Genomic DNA, 15,786 nt, shown 5'->3' on the forward strand with positions numbered 1-15,786 from the left:
ATGCGGCGTCATGCGTTGTATCACCATGCTATTCTCCCAAACATTCTTCTACCTTCTGATGGGGCTGGGTACGGCAGTGGGACTGCCGGCGTTGTGGCTTTTCACCCGGGCCAAGTGGCCTGCGATGGTGGAACGCAATCGGAATGCTTCCACACGGCGGCTGCTGGTCAGCCTGCTGGTGGGGTTGCCCGTGGTGGCGGCTGTCCTTCTGTTGGCCAAAGTGCTGAGCACCGGTGGGAAGCCCGTGTTCCAGATCGCCAACGTGCTGCTGCTGGGCGGGACCTTGCTGTGGTCCCTGGCCGGTCTGGCGGGGCTGGCCACCCATGTGGGCGAGATCCTGTGGCCCCAGTTCAAGACCGGGGACGAGGCGTGGCGGGCGACCTGGAAGGGCGGGCTCGTCGTGGTGGGTTGTTTGCTGATACCCTTCATCGGCTGGTTCTTCCTGCTGCTGATGATGCCAGTGCTGGGCGCGGGCATCCAGGTGCGTTCGTGGTTCGGGCGCAGGCAGGCTCATCTGCCGCAACCTGTCGCTGCTCCGCCCCTGCCGTCCGCGTTGGTGCCGGGGCCGCCCAGTCTGCCTCAGGCGTGATCCGGCTTTGAATGCGCAAGTCGTCCGCGTGTGACAACGGGGTCCTGACATGAAAACGAGCCGACGTGATTTCATCGTATCCTCCGCGCTGGCGGGCGGTGTGGGCATGCTGGCCTCCTGTGAGCGGGCCACCAGCCTGCTGAGCCAGGAGGCGAGGCAGCGCCTGCCGGACTCCCTGGCGGTGTGTGATGCGGCGGAGGTGGATCCGGATTTTCACCTGCTGAGCCGGGCCACCTTTGGCCCCTGGCCGGGTGAGGTGGAGCGGCTCCGGGCTCTGGGCCGGGCGGCGTGGATCGAGGAACAACTGCAACCGGAGTCGCTTGACGACACCCTCTGCGATCTGCGCACCGGGGCGTTTGAGTCTCTCCACTTCGAGCCGGGGAACGCGTGGGAGTTCCGCAAGGAGGTGCTGCGCGACGAGATCACCCGGCACGCCTTCCTGCGGGCCGTGTACAGCCGGCGGCAGCTCTTTGAGGTGATGGTGGAGTTCTGGACGGACCACCTGAACGTCGACCTCGAAAAAGGCGACTGCATTTACCTGAAACCCAGCGACGACCTCCGCGTGGTGCGCCGGCATGCGCTGGGCAGCTTTCGTGAGCTCATCCTGGCCTCCGCGAAATCGCCCGCCATGCTCACGTACCTGGACGGGCGGGACAACAAGGTGCGCCGGCATTTCCCCAAGGATGCCCCCAATGAGAACTATGCCAGGGAGCTCATGGAACTGCATACGCTGGGCGTGGCCGGTGGCTACTCGCAGGAGGATGTGCACGAGGCGGCGCGCTGCCTCACGGGCTGGACGGTGGATCTGAAGCGCGGCATGCTGAAGGATCTGAACCTTTTTGCCCCCGCCCGTGGCGTCACCTACTTCAAGCCGGACTGGCATGATGACGGGGCCAAGACGGTGCTGGGGCAGAAGATTCCCGCCGGAGGCGGCGAGGCGGATCTGGAACGGCTGGTGGACATTGCCTGCAACCACCCCGCCACGGCGCGTTATCTGGCAGGCAAGCTTTGTCACCGCTTTGTCAGCCACACGCCTGTCCCTCAGCTGGTGGACCGGGTGGCGGCGGAGTTCACCCGCACCTCGGGAGACATCAAGAGTCTCCTGCGGGTGATCCTGAACAGCCAGGAGTTCGCGGAATCACGAGGTGCCCTTTTCAAGCGGCCGTTCCGCTTTGTGGTCTCCGCCTTGCGGGCGGTGGCGGCGGACACGCACGCTCACAAGCCGCTCCTGGACTACTTGCATCGCATGGGGCAGGGGCTCTTTCAGCACCCGACCCCGGATGGCTATCCGGATGAAGAGGCTCCCTGGCTGGGCACGCTGCTCTGGCGCTGGAACTTCGCCTTCGCACTCGCAGGCGGCAAGGTGCCCACCGTCGGGATCGATGCCTGGGCGTTGCGTCGTGTCCTCGAACCCGGTGCCAAATTCAAGAACCCGCCTTCAGCGAAGTTTGCTGACAATCTCTTCGCCCACGCCTGCGGTCGCCGTCCTGTGGAAGCGGAGCAGGAGGCGCTGACGCATCTGACGGATCCCGGTGAACTGCTCGGTGCCGTCCTGGCCTCCCCGGCTTTTCAGAGGTGCTAAAAGGGATTGAGGTGCCGTCCCGTTAACCAAGCACGAAGCACCAAGAACTAAGAACTTCATTCCCCATGCGCCTCCTCACCAACCTGGCCGTCTCTTCATCTCCTGCGGTGGATGAAGCTGGCAAGCACACGCTGGTGTGTATTTTCCTCCGGGGCGGGGCGGACACGATGAACCTCGTGGTGCCGTATGCGGATGATGTGTATTACCGGGCCCGGCCGACCATCGGCATCAAGCCGCCGGGCGGCGGGAGTGCGTCTGCCGTTCGTCTGGACGATCGTTATGGGCTTCATCCCATGTTGCAGCCGCTTCAGGAGAAGTTTGCCGAAGGGCGGCTGTCGATCATCCAGGGGGTGGGGACGGACAACACGAGCGGATCGCATTTTGAATGTCAGGACCAGATGGAGCATGGCGACTCCATGGTGGGCACCCCGGCAGGAGGAGGGTGGCTGGGAAGGTTTCTCCGGGCGCGGGCAAATCCCGCCATAGGCCCACTCAGCGCCGTCGCGATTGGGACCACGCTCCCGGAGTCACTGCGCGGAGCGCCTGTCGTGAGTGTCATCCAGTCGCTCCAGGAGATTGCTTTGAAGACGCCCTCCGGCAAGACGGAGGCCGCAGCGCAAGCCCTGGCGAGGCTGTATGGAGCGGATGTCACCTTGCTGGGGCAGCAGGGGCGGGAGACGCTGGACTTGTTCGAGCGCGTGCGCCAACTCCAGACCAACGACTACGCGCCTGCGCACGGGGCGAAGTATTCGAAGGATGGGTTTGGCAATGGCCTGCGGGAGGTGGCCCGGCTCATCAAGGCCAGGGTGGGGCTGGAGGTGGCGTGCCTGGACCTGGGAGGATGGGACACCCACTTCATCCAGGGCGCGGCAGAGGGACTTCAAGCCCAGCGGGCGAAGGTGTTGGGAGAAGGTCTGGCGGCGTTTGACGACGATCTCAAGGAGCATCGCCAGAACGTGACGGTGATGGTGATGACCGAGTTTGGCCGCCGGATCTATGAGAACAGCTCCCTGGGCACCGATCACGGCCGGGGCTTTGCCACCCTGGTGCTGAGCGAGCGTCTGCGGGGCGGCCAGATCCTGGGTGGCTGGCCCTGCGTGGTGGAGGAGACGCTCACCGGTCCGGGGGGCATGAAGATCTCCCATGACTACCGGAGCGTCTTTGGTGAGGTGCTGAAGGGGGCGATGGGGCTGGGGCGCCCGCAGGAAGTGTTCCCAGAGTTTGCCCCGCGACCAGTCGGATTGCTCGCTTGAGATTTGCTCCAGATGAGCCAGTATCGGGCCTCGCCATGGAGTACGCCCACAAGCTCAAGATTTCCCAGTGCCTCGCCTTTGGGCTGCTGTTCCAATACATTGGCTGGCTGATGAAGGGGCTGGATGTGGATGAAAAATCTGTAATCCTCGGCGGCAAGATCACCTTTGCCCTAGGCTATGTCCTCCTGATCTGGGGCGGCGTGCTGGCGGCCCGGGCGAAAGGCATGGTGGAGAAGAAGGGTCTCTGGCAGGCGGTGGGTCTGGTGATTCTGGCCGTGGGCGGTTGGACGCTGGTCATGGCCCTGCTCATGAAGCTGGGTGAGCCGATCTGGTTCCACAAGCGCTTCACGGGAGTGCTCGTCCTGGTCATCGCCGAAGGATGGCTGTTGAACTGGTTGCACAGTGGAAAAAAATCTGACAACCAGTCTCCTGATTCCCGCGAATCCGATGCGACGCCCGCGTCGTCGCCTACCTGACCTTTCCAGCCCTGCCCCCATGAAATTCTGCACCATCGCTCTGGGTTTGCTTTTCCCGTTTGCCTTGGGGGCGGCGGACAAGGAGCAGAAGGACGACAAGGATAAAGACAAAGAGCCAAAGCTGCGCCTGCTGAACCCCGGCATGGAAGGTGGGGAGGGCGTGCCTCTGGGTTGGACGGGCAAATTTGGTGACTGCATCGTCGCCCGGGACACGACTGTGTTTCACGGCGGCAAGGCCAGCCTCTGTGTGGATCGCAGCACCCTTACAGACAATCGCAACGCTTGCGCGCACCAGATGCTGTCCGTCAAGCCGGCGTCCAAGATCACGCTGAGCGGCTGGGTGAAGACCGAGGGCGCGGCCAAGGTGAACTTTGCGGCCCAGTTTTTTGATGAACGGTTTACCACCAACGACTGCTTTCCGGTAAAGACGCTGGAGGGCACCCATGACTGGCAGGAGCTGGAGGCCGAGATCGCGGTGCCGGAGAATGCCAGCAAGCTCGCCATCGCGCTCTATGTGGAGGGGCAGGGGAAGGCCTGGCTGGATGATGTGAAGCTGAAGGCGGAGGGCATCAAGGTCACCGTCGTGAAGCCTGGCGCAGAACCCAAGGCGCCGGGAGCGCCCGCTGAAGTGAAGAAGGTGCCGGTGACGGCCGTGCCGGGTTATTTCCCAGACCGCCCCCGGGCCTGGAAGCTCTTTCATGAGAGTCAGGTGCGTCGCGCCGAAGAGGGCGGCTTCGAGGTGGCCTTTCTGGGCGACTCCCTCACCCAGGGCTGGACCACCACGGGTCGTGAGGCCTGGCAGAAGATTCTGGTCCCGCTGAAGTCGGCCAACTTCGGCCTCGGCGGCGATACCACCGGCAATCTCCTCTGGCGTCTGGAAAACGGTCTTTTGGAAGATCAGGACCCCGCCCCCAAGGTCGTCGTGCTCATGGTGGGCCTCAACAACCTCTGGAGCGGGCAGAACAGCAGTGAAGAGGTGGTGGCGGGTCTGCGTGCCGTGGTGGAGAAGCTGCGCAGCAGCGTCCCCAGCAGCCAGATCCTCGTGGTGGGGCTGCTGCCCGTGGGCGCAGATCTCACCGACGTCAACCGTCAGCGTGCGACGGAGTTCAACGTGCTGGCCGCGCAGCTTGAGGAGTGGAACAACGTCAGTTTCCTGAACCCCGGGGCCAAATTTCTCCGCCGTGACGGCAAACTCCTCGAAGGTCTCTTCCAGGCAGACAACATTCACCTCACAGCCAAGGGATACGAGCTCTTTGCCAAAGAACTGACACCTGCGGTCATGGAGTTCCTGAAGCCAGCCGAACCTGCCGCAGAACCGGTGAAGGTGAAGCAGGAGCTGGGGCCGGTGGGAAGGTAGGCGGGCGAGGAATTCACCCCTCGAATTACTGCAGCTTGCGGGAATGGATGACTTGCAGTCGTTTCCGAGTCTCAGTGCAACGCTATGAAAAAACTTTGGAACGGATTCATCTGGCTGTTGGTCCCGGCGGGGGCGGTGCTTCTAGCCTGGATAGCGATTGGGCTCGCGTTTGAGACGTACGCTTTCAGCCGATATGGGGTCGAAAAGACGGCGCATGTGGTGGCGCTGGATCACGTCAGTCATTCGACAAAGGGCGGCAACACCTTCTACTACGTCCTCGAAATGGATGGGCGCCGGTTTGTGAAAGACTTTCGGGGGAGGTTGCCGGAAGGGCAGAGTGTTTCTGTGTTGTCTCTGCCGCACGATCCCACCCAAGTCATCCTTGGCACCAGCAAGAGCAGCACGTTCGACATTTTTTCAGGTTTGATAGGAGGCCATGTGATGGCAGTCATCGCGATTTTGCTATATGGCCTTCTCGCCTGTGCAGGTCCGAGTGCGCTCGTCGAGTGGTTTAGAAAACGACGCCAGATCATCAATGGGTGACCTCACCCAATGCGCCTATCCAGAATGATCTCGAAACTCCCATTGGTTGTCTTTTGCATGGCAGGCCTGGCCACAGGCGCGATGGGGCAAGACATGACCCAGCGGGAGATCGCTGAGCACATCAGTCTTTGGAGAGGCTTCAAGGCGGAGACGCCGATTGCCGAGGGCCTGGCTGGTTTGAATGTCGCGTTGAAGAAAAAGTTTGGAAACAGACAGTTGCCCGTTGTTTCCCATGAACAGGTGCTACTGGGCATGCTGAACTACACGCGAGAGCATCCCGAGTCGGAGTTCGTGTCCGACCTTGTGCGATCAATCGAGTCAGGCACTCTGCCCATGGGGAGCCTCCTGCATTTTGGTTCCGGTGTCGTGGAAGTCCATGCCGGCAACGCAACCTTCGAAGTGGAGGAGCTTGTTTGCATCCTCTATCTTGGGCTTCATCTGGATCTTTCAACGCTCTCCCACGGAGGCCGGTGGCGCAGCTATGAATTCCTCAAGCTGCCGCTCTCGGTGAAGCGAAAGCAGTAGGCTTTGCGGGGTTGTGCCAGGCGAGTGAGTTCTCTGCGCTTGGCCAGAAAGGTTCATCGGCCTGGGTTTTCTTTGTGCTTGAATGAACCCTGACCATGAATAGACCACCAAGAACGCCAAACCTTTTTCAGCCGAGGGTCTGTAAAACGAATCAGCCATGGGACGCGTCGCACGAATGAAGTACTGGATGGCAACGGTGATGATCATCGGGGGCCTTGCCTGCTGCTCAGCATCAGTGGCTGCCGCCGAACTGCCCCCCACCATCCGCGTTGGCGATCCCGCCAAACCACAATGGGCCTGGGTTGATGTTCCCCACGCTGTGGTGCGGCAAACCATGGCCGTCTTAAAGTCTCCGGTGGAGCAGTGGATGGTAAACAACATGATAGACTATGGCGACACGTCCCAGCACGTGGTGCTCCTTTACAAGGGGAATGGGGGGAGCTGCCGTTATGTGATTCAACGAGGACGATGGATCAGCGTCAGTGGCGAGGAAGGGCTCAAGATCATATCAGGCATGTTCGGGACGAGGCTCGGAGCCTTGAACGCAGAAACAAACAAGGATGATGTGGGACGCCTCTGTGGGAGTCTTGCCTATTTGCACAAGGGCCCCAAGCGGACTTATCTGTCATCTGATTTCTGGACCCGAAACCCCTCCCAGAACGCCTGGATGGCGGGGGCGATCAAAGAGAAGCGCACGCTGAAGCAATATTTTATCGATCCCAAAATAGAAGGGAATGGGGAGGAAAAAACCATCGCCTGCTGGATCATCACCGGCACAGGAGGTGTGGAGCAATGGCGGATTCGCGTTTCGCAACAGGGTGGTACGGGCAGGATCGTCAGTATCACTGTCAACGAGATAATGAAGGAGGGCTCGTTCTCTTGGGGCCTTGTTCCTTGATGAAGCTTGGTTCAAGAATTCCATGAAGAACTGGACAGATCTATTAACACAAAGACATGGGCGTTACTATGAGAGTGGCGACAGCCAACTGGTGTTGCCTGCACCCGTGTCTGAGCAAGCCATTTCCGAGTTCAAGCGAAGCACTGGCTATCACTGGACCGAGGAGTTCTGTGACCTCTATTCTCATCATGATGGTGTGGGGCTGGCTCTTCCCAATCAGGAGATGGCATGGCAGTTCCTCCCGACCCGCGAGTTTCATGGCTTCTCGGTCTTGATCCGTGACTGGTTCGTTAAAACCCATCCGAGTATCGCAGAAGTTTACTATCCATTCTTTGACTGGGGATCTGGGGACGCGATGGGATACCTCGACTTGCCGGATGTTCGCCGAGGAGTCCTCGTGGAGTTTGAGCATGAGGCCTATGAGTTCGATGCCAAACAACCGTGGAGCAGTTTCCTAAAACAGAGTCACGACTCCATCAGGAGTTTTCTGACAATTTAGGTGGATCGCCTTTTTTTAGAACCTACCAGTCAAGCCGTATGCCCACACTCGTTTGTCGTCTTATGCTCATCGCGGCTGCGCTCGTCTGCTGTCCTTCAATTTGGGCTGAGGCTCCGCTGTATTTGACTTATGAGATCAGACAAGAGACGCCTCTCGCCGACGCAACAACCAGTTTCAATGCTGTCGTTAAGGATTGGATGACGAAGCACGGTGTGGCGGCGCTGAAAACGGCAGAGCTTTCCAACGCATTGGCACTCGGAGGGGACTCCCATTTGGATCTGGAGCATCCGGGGCTAGCAGATCTATCACGCCGTTGTTTCAAGTCGGGAAGTCTGCCGAGAGGGGCCCGTATCATCCTCAAAAATGGAGCTTGGGCTGATGACACCGGGGGAAATTCTGCCCTTGTTCCCATGGTTTACATCTTCGTCTTCATCACAACCCGGCCGGATGCCAACTTTGAGGCGGTGCCCAGCCCCGAACAAAGCGCTGAGTGCCGATGGCTTCCAGTCAGGCTGACGATGATGCCTGGCGTGAAGTAGGTCTCTGCATAAGTTATAGTCGCTTGTTTCGACTGCGCCTCGTGAAAACTAAGATTCTGTCCCTCATCATTTCTGGAATCAGTGCTTTCTGCCTGGGGCAGGAGCCGAAAGTTCTGGAGGACCCAGTCAATTCGAACTTTCTCAAGGAGCTTGGACTGGCAAGGGGGAAATCGGATGTCGCAACGACCCAAAGAATTGCCGATGCCATCAAGCCGATTGCGGAGGGGAAAAACGAGAGAGACCGCTTTTATGGCGCGAACGCGCTTTGTTTCTATCTGGAATCGGTCTCTCTTGAGGATCCAACCCCGCTGCTCAAAGTCGCCACCAAAGCGCTAACATCACCATCTCTCAAGTCAGATGGACTTGCCTGGGTGCGCGTTGTCCACCTGGCTGCCCCTGCTAAAGCGGAAGCTCACTACAAGGAAATCTTCGAAGCCACAGGCAGTTCAGGCCAGCTCGCGATACTTGACTGGCTGATTTCGGTCAAAGGGGGAGGATATTCAGCCAGCCCCTTCACCAAGCCTGGTCAGACCGTGACTGAAGCCAGCGATGCCTTGTTCGAAAGCGGCGGCGAACCACCTGCGGATGCAAGTGGCAAGCGGAAGTAGGCAGGACGCGAGGCTCGAACCGTTGATGGCACCTTGCGGAAGCGGGTCATGTCCAGCAAACCGTCACAGTGCGCGGAGCATGACTTCTGATTTCATTTGGCTATCTCCTCTACGCTTTTCCAGCTCACCCAGAACACCCCGCAGCTGGTGTCGAATGCCAGGTAGTTATCGGTAGGAACCGGTAGGGGGGCCAGCCCATCTTCGCGAAGACCGCTGGGCAGGACGAAGTGCAAGGGCACCCGCTTTGCGGTGTGGTGATCCGGCGCGAAGATCAGCAGCTCATAGTCGGGCAGGGCTTGTTTGCCCACTTCGATCCGGGAGCATAACGCGTAAAGACGACCCGCGTGTCCGAAGGTCCGCAACCATTCGTGAACAATGCCTGGCTGCGGAGGATCGTAGTCTGCGGGTAGCTTCCAGCGTGGTGCGGTGGGCTCCTTGATCTCCTTCACGGTCCAGGGATGTCGCACGGTTTCGTTCGCATCCAGACTCCACAGCAGTTGGGCTTTGCGCGTGATGAGGTTGCAGGAAAATACGCGTTCTGGCTGGGGTTCGTCGTCCCACATGGAGTAGCGGTTGCCAGGACGGTTCACGAGAATCAGAACCTCATCCTTCTCTGCACCGGGCCGGGTGCGGAATTCCCAGTTGCCGGGCACGTCTGCCCAATGCTCATAGCGTGAAGCATCGCCCGGGGCGCTGAGGTACACGGCGATTTTGACTGGTACCGATGGGTCCTCAGGAATGCGCTGCCGGACACCCAAAACCAGCCGTCCGCCTGCAGTGACCAAAGTGGGGTTCAGTTCAATCTCCGGATTGTCGAGGAAGTGCATGCTGTCACTCTTGGGAATGGAGGTGACTTGCTCGGCAATTCCGTCCCAGACATCGAATGTGGGAGCCAGTGACTTCAGCATCTCTTCCGCTTTCTCCTTGTCGCGTTCTCGTTCCACCTCTCCAAAGTAATGGGGTGGGGCGGTCCACAGGAGAAGTGCACCGGATTGCCACGGTAGGACATGCAGGTGTCTGGCAAACTGTGGCAGTTCAAATGTACGCCAAGTCTCTCCGGTTCCCTTGCGGCCAAATCCATCGTGTTCGGAAGTCACAAGTCGGCGACCTTGGTGGGCGAAAAACCTCATGGTGTCATCGCTGTCAAATCCAGGGATGGGCTCGGTGCGAATGTCACCAGAGTTCAAGTCCAGCTCCCATAGTCCATGAGACTTGGCGTCAGGGAGGGCGTCTGTCCACGCCAGCAGATCTCTGTCCGCCGCGCGCTCCCCGCGTTTCTTCTCATACACATCGGCAGCGCCGGGATCAGTTTTCCTCCAAAATCGCTGCACGACCAAAGCGTCCGGTTTGACCACTTGGTCGGATCTTGTGACCAGCTCTGGAGGCAAAGTGCGAGCGCCCTCGAGAAGATAAAGATGAACTTCACGACTGAATCCCTCAAGATACGCCCGGAGTCGGATGGCGCTCTCGGGTGCCACCTTGGAAGCCCGGTGATGCGCAACGTAGGCGAGCATGGTCTGGTTGAGTTGGGAGATCTGCTCCTCGCTGAACTGCCACTCCGGCTTGGCTTGGTTGAGCAGGTCCTTCATGGCCGTCAGGGAAGGATAGACGCCTGCTCGCGGTGCGAGCAGATGTACGAGTCCGTTGAATCGTTGGGTAGGGGTCGCTTTGGAGGTCAACCAGTACCAGTCGTCGTCACCGAGCCTGTCAGGAAGATCCTCGGGCCGGGGAAACCAGTCGTCCAGTTGATAGGGGGCTTCCGGGATGGCTGACAACCACGGTGTCACAATGGCCTCAGGTGCAGGATGATCTTGGGCTCGGACTGCGTCGGTAGCGATGGAGAGGGCCCACGCTGTCGCCAGGTGCCAAATGCGGAAAAGAGGGATGGGGAAGCGGCTCATGTTTGGGGTGATGGCTTCTTTGGCAAAAAGATCTGACAAATTGTTCGATCAGGCCTCAGGGGGCCGTTCCATGAAAGGTCCTGAAGCTGATTGAGACGCCCCATGGACTGTTGCTCGAAACCTTACTTAAACTCTGCCGTGAAAATCCAGCGTTGCTTGTTTCTTTTTGCCGTCGCGACATCAGCGACCTTGATGGCCGAACCGCCTGTGCCGACAGACCGGGTTGCGGCGCTGAAGGCGCTTCCCATTGAGGCCGGGAAGGCGGTTTCCATCGAGCGCATCACGGAGACTGCGCTGACGGCTCCGAACGGTGCTGCGTACAAGAACCTGCCGCCGCGTACGGTGGTGAAGCTCGTGTTGAATCCGGCAAAAGGCTCCAACCTCCGGGTCGAAGCCTGGCTGCCTGACCCCGAGAAGTGGAACGGGCGGTTCCTGGGGCTGGGCAATGGCGGGGCGGCGGGGAACATCAATCCGGGAAGTTTTGCCGGACCGATCACCGAGGGGTATGCCGTCGCCACGACGGATATGGGCACAGCCCCCAATTCGGATTCCGGGATCGGGAACAAAGAGGTGTGGAAGGACTTTGGATTCCGCGCCACGCATCTCATGACGGTGACGGCCAAGCAGCTCGTCAAAGCGTACTACGGCAAGGCGCCGGAGTACTCGTATTTCAACGGAGGATCCACTGGCGGACAGCAGGCACTGCAGGAGGCCCAACGCTACCCTGAGGACTACGACGGCATTGTGGCGAATGTGCCGGCCCACTGCCGCACGCCCCTCCATGCTTATTTCCTCTGGAACGACCAGATCCTGCGTCAGTGTCCGTTCACAGAGTCCCAGGAGGCGAACATCATCGCTGCCGGGAATGAGTACATGGCCACACGGGAGATTCCTCAAACCGCCGGGAAGCTGGTGTCAGACCCGCGGTGCAGCAAAGCGGACATCGAGGCCGTGATTGAGCTGGCCAGGAAGAAAGACACCACGCTCACGGACCAGCACGCCGAGGCCATGCGCAAGCTCTTCGACGGCCCGAAGCACTCGGTAACCGGGGAGCGCATCTTCTGCGGCATCCCCTTTGGTAGCTCATTCAAGGCGGCGCATGGCCACCTGTATCTCTTCCGATGGGTCTTTGGTCCAGACAAGAACCTGGCGGAGCTCAACTTCGGTGCGGACATTGACACTTATACCGCCGCACTGGCTCCCTACCTCAATGCCGAGAACGCAGATCTGAGCGCCTTCGAAAAGCGCGGCGGCAAGCTGCTCATGATCTCGGGCTCCGCAGACTCGGTGGTGCCTTATCACGCCTCCATCGACTACTACGAGCGCACGGCTGAGCACTTTGGCTCGCTCGACAAGGTCCGCTCGTTCCTGCGCCTCTACCTGGTCCCCGGCATGAGCCATGGGCCTGGTCCAGGCATCAATAAGCTGCCCAACATGCTGAAGCTGGTGGTGGACTGGCGCGAGAAAGCTGCGGTGCCAGACGTCATCCAGGGCCAGCGCATCGTGAACGGCAAGACCGAGATCGACATCCCCCTCTATCCCTATCCGGGCAAGACGGGCTGGGAGGCGTCTGGGGGCTTCAAGAAGATCGATGGGCCGCGGGTGGGCGTGGATCGCATCTCCGCGAAGTTCATTCCCCCGGCGGCTGACTGACCGACCTGCAGGGGATCTCTTCCTGTCGCGTCTCAGTTTACCGCACCCTGTACAAGGATGTCGTCCCGCTTGTCATCCAGGCCGTCGTCGAACTGCCCATTCTTGCCGGCGGAGCGAACGATGGCCTGGTTGCCTGAGACGAAGATGCGATAGGGCTGTCCCCAGGGATCGAGCCAGGCCCCCTCCTTGTCGAGGCGCTCTTTGGGCACATTGATATAGGCGATGTGCCGGGGATTGTCCTTGATGAGTTCACGCACCATCGCAGGGGCCTCCCCTTTGGGCAGCTGGTGGTGCTCGGCGTAGTATCCTTTAACCCCCTGGACGATGGACTCCATGTCCTTGAGGGCTTGCACATCCTTGCGGAGTTTCGCATCCGGGCTGGTCAGGGCGGTGTAGCCAAAGGTGGCCAGCATGAGCACCACCACGCCTGCCATGACCATGCGGCCGCCGCCACGACGGCGATCCTGGGTCTGGCGGAGGAAGATGATGTTTCTGCCGTAGAGGAAGGGCAGGAAGCAGTTGCCCAGAATGAGTGGGGCTTTGTCGATGTGCAGGAAGTAGAGCAGGTTCAGCACGCTGCCCCAAAAGCTGAGATGCCAGAAGTACCAGGGCACCACGAGCTTCTTCTCCTTCTCGCTCTGCAACCACTGGAGGACGAAGCGGCTGCCGAAAATGGCGGCTCCCAGAAAGCCCACCGCGGTCCACATCGCGGAGTCAATGTAGAGCCAGTGGCCGAAGGTGGAGTCGAGGTAGGGCTGAAGAAATCCGTCGGACACGCTCTGAGAATTAGGAATTAAGAATGATGAATGAGGAACGGATGGCTTCCGGGAGGATGGAGTTCCCCGCAAGTAACCAGATCGTCATATTCATGATCGGGCGGGGGTTCCAGAAAGCAAGAACCCGCCCGGCTGCCACGAGGGGCGGCGCGGGCGGGTGCAAAGGAGGGGCAGTCAGGCGCTAGGTGAAGAAGCGTTTGGCGCGCTCGAAGAAGGTCTCCTGGAGCGGGGAGTTGTGTTCTCCCAGAGCCTTGGCGAAGTCTTGAAGCTTCTCTTTCTGCTCGGCGTTGAGCTTCGTGGGCACGGCGATCTGCACGTGCACGTACAGGTCGCCCTTACGGTCGCTGTCCAGGTGCTTGAGGCCCTGGCCGCGGAGGCGGAAGGTGGCCCCGTTCTGGGTGCCGCCGGGAACGCGCACGTTGGCTTTGCCATCCAAGGTGGGCACCGCCAGTTCACCGCCCAAGGCAGCGATGGGGTAGCTCACGGGGACATCGCAGTGGAGGTCTGCGCCTTCACGCTCGAAGAGATCGTGAGACTTGATGCTGATCACCACATAGAGGTCGCCACTGGGGCCACCGCGGGTGCCAGCATCGCCGTTGCCGCTCGAGCGCAGGCGGGAGCCTTCTTCGATGCCTGCGGGGATCTTGAGGCGGATGCGCGTGCGATCCTTGGCCCGGCCCTGGCCGTGGCAGTCGCCGCAGGGATCCGAGATGGTCTGACCGGTGCCCATGCAATCCGGGCAGGTCTGTTGGATCTGGAAGAAGCCACGAGCGCTGATGACCTGGCCCACGCCGCCGCAGGTGCGGCATTGTTTGGTACCCCCGCCGCTCTTGGAGCCGGAGCCTTTGCAGGTCTTGCAGTTGGCCAGGCGCTCGAACTCGAGCTCTTTTTCCACGCCTTTGGCCGCCTCTTCGAGGGTGATCTCCAGGCCGTAGCGCAGGTCGCTGCCCCGCTGCGGGCCGTTGCCGCCGCGTCCCCCCGACGTCCACCGCCGCCGCCGAAGAAGCTTTCAAAGATGTCACCACCGGCACCGCCGCCGAAGACTTCGCGGAAGATGTCCAGGGGATCATGGAAACCACCACCACCGCCGCCGGCTGGCATGCCACCCGCGAAGGCGGCATGGCCGTAGCGATCATAGGCAGCGCGCTTCTGCTCATCGCCCAGCACATCGTAGGCTTCGCCCAGCTCCTTGAACTTCTCCTCTGCGCTATGGTCGCCAGGGTTCTTGTCCGGATGGAATTGAACCGCGAGCTTGCGGTAGGCTTTTTTGAGCTCGTCCTGAGAGGCGGTCTTGGAGACGCCGAGGACTTCGTAATAGTCGCGTTTGGAGGCCATGTGGAGAGGAAAGGATCAAGTGGGCGCAGGCAGGAGGGCCCGTGCAGGGGTTTACGCCGCCGGAGGGCCGCTGGACACGGAAACGGTCGCGGCACGCAGAAGACGGTCCTTCAGCTTGAAGCCGCGACGCATGACTTTCAGGATGGTGCCCTCAGGCTGATCGGCGCTGGCTTCATGACTCACGGCTTCGTGGACATTCGGGTCGAACTTGGCACCCTGCCCGGGCACCTCTTCCACCCCGGCGTCGCGCAGGAAGTCGGCCAACTGGCGGCGCACCATGCTGAGGCCGATGTAAATCATGCTCTTCTCGCTTTCGGCCTTGGCGGCGTCGAGACCCATCTCGAAGTTGTCGAGGATGGGGAACAGGTCGCGCAGCAGGTCCGCGTTCGCATACGCACGGCTTTCCTGGGTGTCGCGGGCCACGCGCTTGCGGTAGTTGTCCAGCTCAGCGGCGGTGCGCAGGGCGCTGTCCTTCCACTTGGCCACTTCGGCCTGGAGTTCGGCGATGGGATCCGCGGCCACGGGAGCCGATTCGGTTTCGAGAGCGGCGTCAGCGGCCTGGGTTTCGGTCTCGGGAGCGACAGGCTCCTGAGCTGCGATGGGTTCTTCGGTCGTTGAGTTCATGAGCAGAAAGAGAAATGGAAGCCGTGCAGACCGGCGGCGAGATTAGGCCGCCGGATCAAAGGGGGTCGGGACTATGCACTGAAGAGAGGCTGGTGGCAAGAGGCGGTAGGATGACGGGCGACAGGACCCGGACGGCGAACCTCTACCTTGTGCAGATTCCGTTCCTAGCGTGGCCCTGACGTTACTGAGGCAGGCTGGCGGATGGGGGTGAAACGCTCATGATCAGGGTGTTATGCTGATTTTTCGGTGTGAAAGGCGGCCGCAAAGGGGCCATCTGAAGTCCGTGGGATGAGGGCGAAGGGGCGGATCAGAGGGCCAGTTTTGCCCCTATTGCGACAAACTGACACGGTGGCGTCTTCTCAGATTGGACGGTAAGCTTGTCGGCTCCGTGCTTTGCGGGCATCAAGAGCGCTGGTGAAAAGCACGCCATTGTTGGCAAGGCCTGAGGGGCCCAAGGGCTACTCGATGCCGGAGGCATCGAAGCCATTAGCCGGACGGTCGAAGGAGCGTAGCGACTGATACCTCCGGGTGATCAGAATGGGCCTTGCATCCCGGAGCGGATGCCAGCGACTTCCAGCAGCACGCGAACCTTTGCTGTCACCCCTCCGGGGTGAACGCAGATGCTTGC

The 15,786-nt window shown here is 60.5% G+C and carries 15 protein-coding genes and 1 pseudogene; 12 read left to right on the forward strand and 4 right to left on the reverse strand.

The features are described 5' to 3' along the window. Nucleotides 1-25: 25 nt before the first annotated feature. From BV106_RS06505 to BV106_RS06555, 11 genes are all read left to right on the forward strand, one after another. Nucleotides 26-589 (forward strand): hypothetical protein, encoded by a 564-nt coding sequence (locus BV106_RS06505; RefSeq protein ID WP_265595390.1) that lies wholly within the window; start codon nucleotides 26-28, stop codon nucleotides 587-589. Nucleotides 590-638: 49 nt separating this feature from the next. Then, nucleotides 639-2,171 carry a DUF1800 domain-containing protein gene (locus tag BV106_RS35145; RefSeq protein WP_051945262.1) on the forward strand — a complete coding sequence of 511 codons (1,533 nt, stop codon included), beginning with the start codon at nucleotides 639-641 and terminating at the stop codon, nucleotides 2,169-2,171. 65 nt (nucleotides 2,172-2,236) lie between these two features. After that, nucleotides 2,237-3,424, forward strand: a complete 1,188-nt coding sequence (locus BV106_RS06515; RefSeq protein ID WP_051945264.1) for a DUF1501 domain-containing protein — start codon at nucleotides 2,237-2,239, stop codon at nucleotides 3,422-3,424. A gap of 35 nt (nucleotides 3,425-3,459) precedes the next feature. After that, nucleotides 3,460-3,900 (forward strand): hypothetical protein, encoded by a 441-nt coding sequence (locus tag BV106_RS06520; protein WP_038162267.1) that lies wholly within the window; start codon nucleotides 3,460-3,462, stop codon nucleotides 3,898-3,900. Nucleotides 3,901-3,919: 19 nt separating this feature from the next. Continuing rightward, a complete protein-coding gene (locus tag BV106_RS06525; RefSeq protein WP_038162269.1) occupies nucleotides 3,920-5,257 on the forward strand; it encodes a GDSL-type esterase/lipase family protein in 1,338 nt (445 codons plus the stop codon). An 84-nt stretch (nucleotides 5,258-5,341) separates the two neighbouring features. Beyond that, nucleotides 5,342-5,800 carry a DUF3592 domain-containing protein gene (locus BV106_RS06530; protein ID WP_038162271.1) on the forward strand — a complete coding sequence of 153 codons (459 nt, stop codon included), beginning with the start codon at nucleotides 5,342-5,344 and terminating at the stop codon, nucleotides 5,798-5,800. 24 nt (nucleotides 5,801-5,824) lie between these two features. After that, nucleotides 5,825-6,325: a hypothetical protein gene (locus BV106_RS06535; protein ID WP_265595391.1), complete on the forward strand. Its 501-nt coding sequence runs from the start codon at nucleotides 5,825-5,827 to the stop codon at nucleotides 6,323-6,325. Nucleotides 6,326-6,482: 157 nt separating this feature from the next. Next, a complete protein-coding gene (locus BV106_RS06540) occupies nucleotides 6,483-7,223 on the forward strand; it encodes a hypothetical protein (RefSeq protein ID WP_038162274.1) in 741 nt (246 codons plus the stop codon). A 22-nt stretch (nucleotides 7,224-7,245) separates the two neighbouring features. Next, nucleotides 7,246-7,722: a hypothetical protein gene (locus BV106_RS06545; protein ID WP_265595392.1), complete on the forward strand. Its 477-nt coding sequence runs from the start codon at nucleotides 7,246-7,248 to the stop codon at nucleotides 7,720-7,722. A gap of 38 nt (nucleotides 7,723-7,760) precedes the next feature. Further along, complete coding sequence (locus BV106_RS06550) at nucleotides 7,761-8,261, forward strand: hypothetical protein (protein WP_265595393.1); 501 nt, start codon at nucleotides 7,761-7,763, stop codon at nucleotides 8,259-8,261. 41 nt (nucleotides 8,262-8,302) lie between these two features. Beyond that, a complete protein-coding gene (locus tag BV106_RS06555; protein ID WP_265595394.1) occupies nucleotides 8,303-8,869 on the forward strand; it encodes a hypothetical protein in 567 nt (188 codons plus the stop codon). A 92-nt stretch (nucleotides 8,870-8,961) separates the two neighbouring features. Here BV106_RS06555 and BV106_RS06560 read toward each other — a convergent pair whose 3' ends face one another. Then, nucleotides 8,962-10,770 carry a hypothetical protein gene (locus BV106_RS06560; protein WP_265595395.1) on the reverse strand — a complete coding sequence of 603 codons (1,809 nt, stop codon included), beginning with the start codon at nucleotides 10,768-10,770 and terminating at the stop codon, nucleotides 8,962-8,964. A 138-nt stretch (nucleotides 10,771-10,908) separates the two neighbouring features. On the opposite strand from BV106_RS06560, the gene BV106_RS06565 reads away from it, so the two are divergent. Next, on the forward strand, nucleotides 10,909-12,423 hold the full coding sequence (locus tag BV106_RS06565) for a tannase/feruloyl esterase family alpha/beta hydrolase (RefSeq protein ID WP_265595396.1): 1,515 nt from the start codon (nucleotides 10,909-10,911) through the stop codon (nucleotides 12,421-12,423). A gap of 32 nt (nucleotides 12,424-12,455) precedes the next feature. Here the strand turns inward: BV106_RS06565 and BV106_RS35150 are convergent, their stop codons facing one another. The 3 genes and pseudogenes from BV106_RS35150 to grpE all read right to left on the reverse strand — a co-directional run bounded on the left by BV106_RS35150 (nucleotide 12,456) and on the right by grpE (nucleotide 15,158). Beyond that, nucleotides 12,456-13,199 (reverse strand): lipid-A-disaccharide synthase N-terminal domain-containing protein, encoded by a 744-nt coding sequence (locus BV106_RS35150; RefSeq protein ID WP_051945267.1) that lies wholly within the window; start codon nucleotides 13,197-13,199, stop codon nucleotides 12,456-12,458. 181 nt (nucleotides 13,200-13,380) lie between these two features. Continuing rightward, nucleotides 13,381-14,534 (reverse strand): annotated as a pseudogene (gene dnaJ / locus BV106_RS38130) (molecular chaperone DnaJ). A gap of 51 nt (nucleotides 14,535-14,585) precedes the next feature. Further along, the gene (gene grpE / locus BV106_RS06580) at nucleotides 14,586-15,158 is read right to left on the reverse strand and encodes a nucleotide exchange factor GrpE (protein WP_051945270.1); all 573 of its coding nucleotides are present in this window, start codon (nucleotides 15,156-15,158) and stop codon (nucleotides 14,586-14,588) included. Nucleotides 15,159-15,786: the final 628 nt, after the last annotated feature.

It is taken from the genome of Verrucomicrobium sp. BvORR106 (assembly GCF_000739655.1).
Taxonomy (GTDB): Bacteria; Verrucomicrobiota; Verrucomicrobiia; order Verrucomicrobiales; family Verrucomicrobiaceae; genus Verrucomicrobium.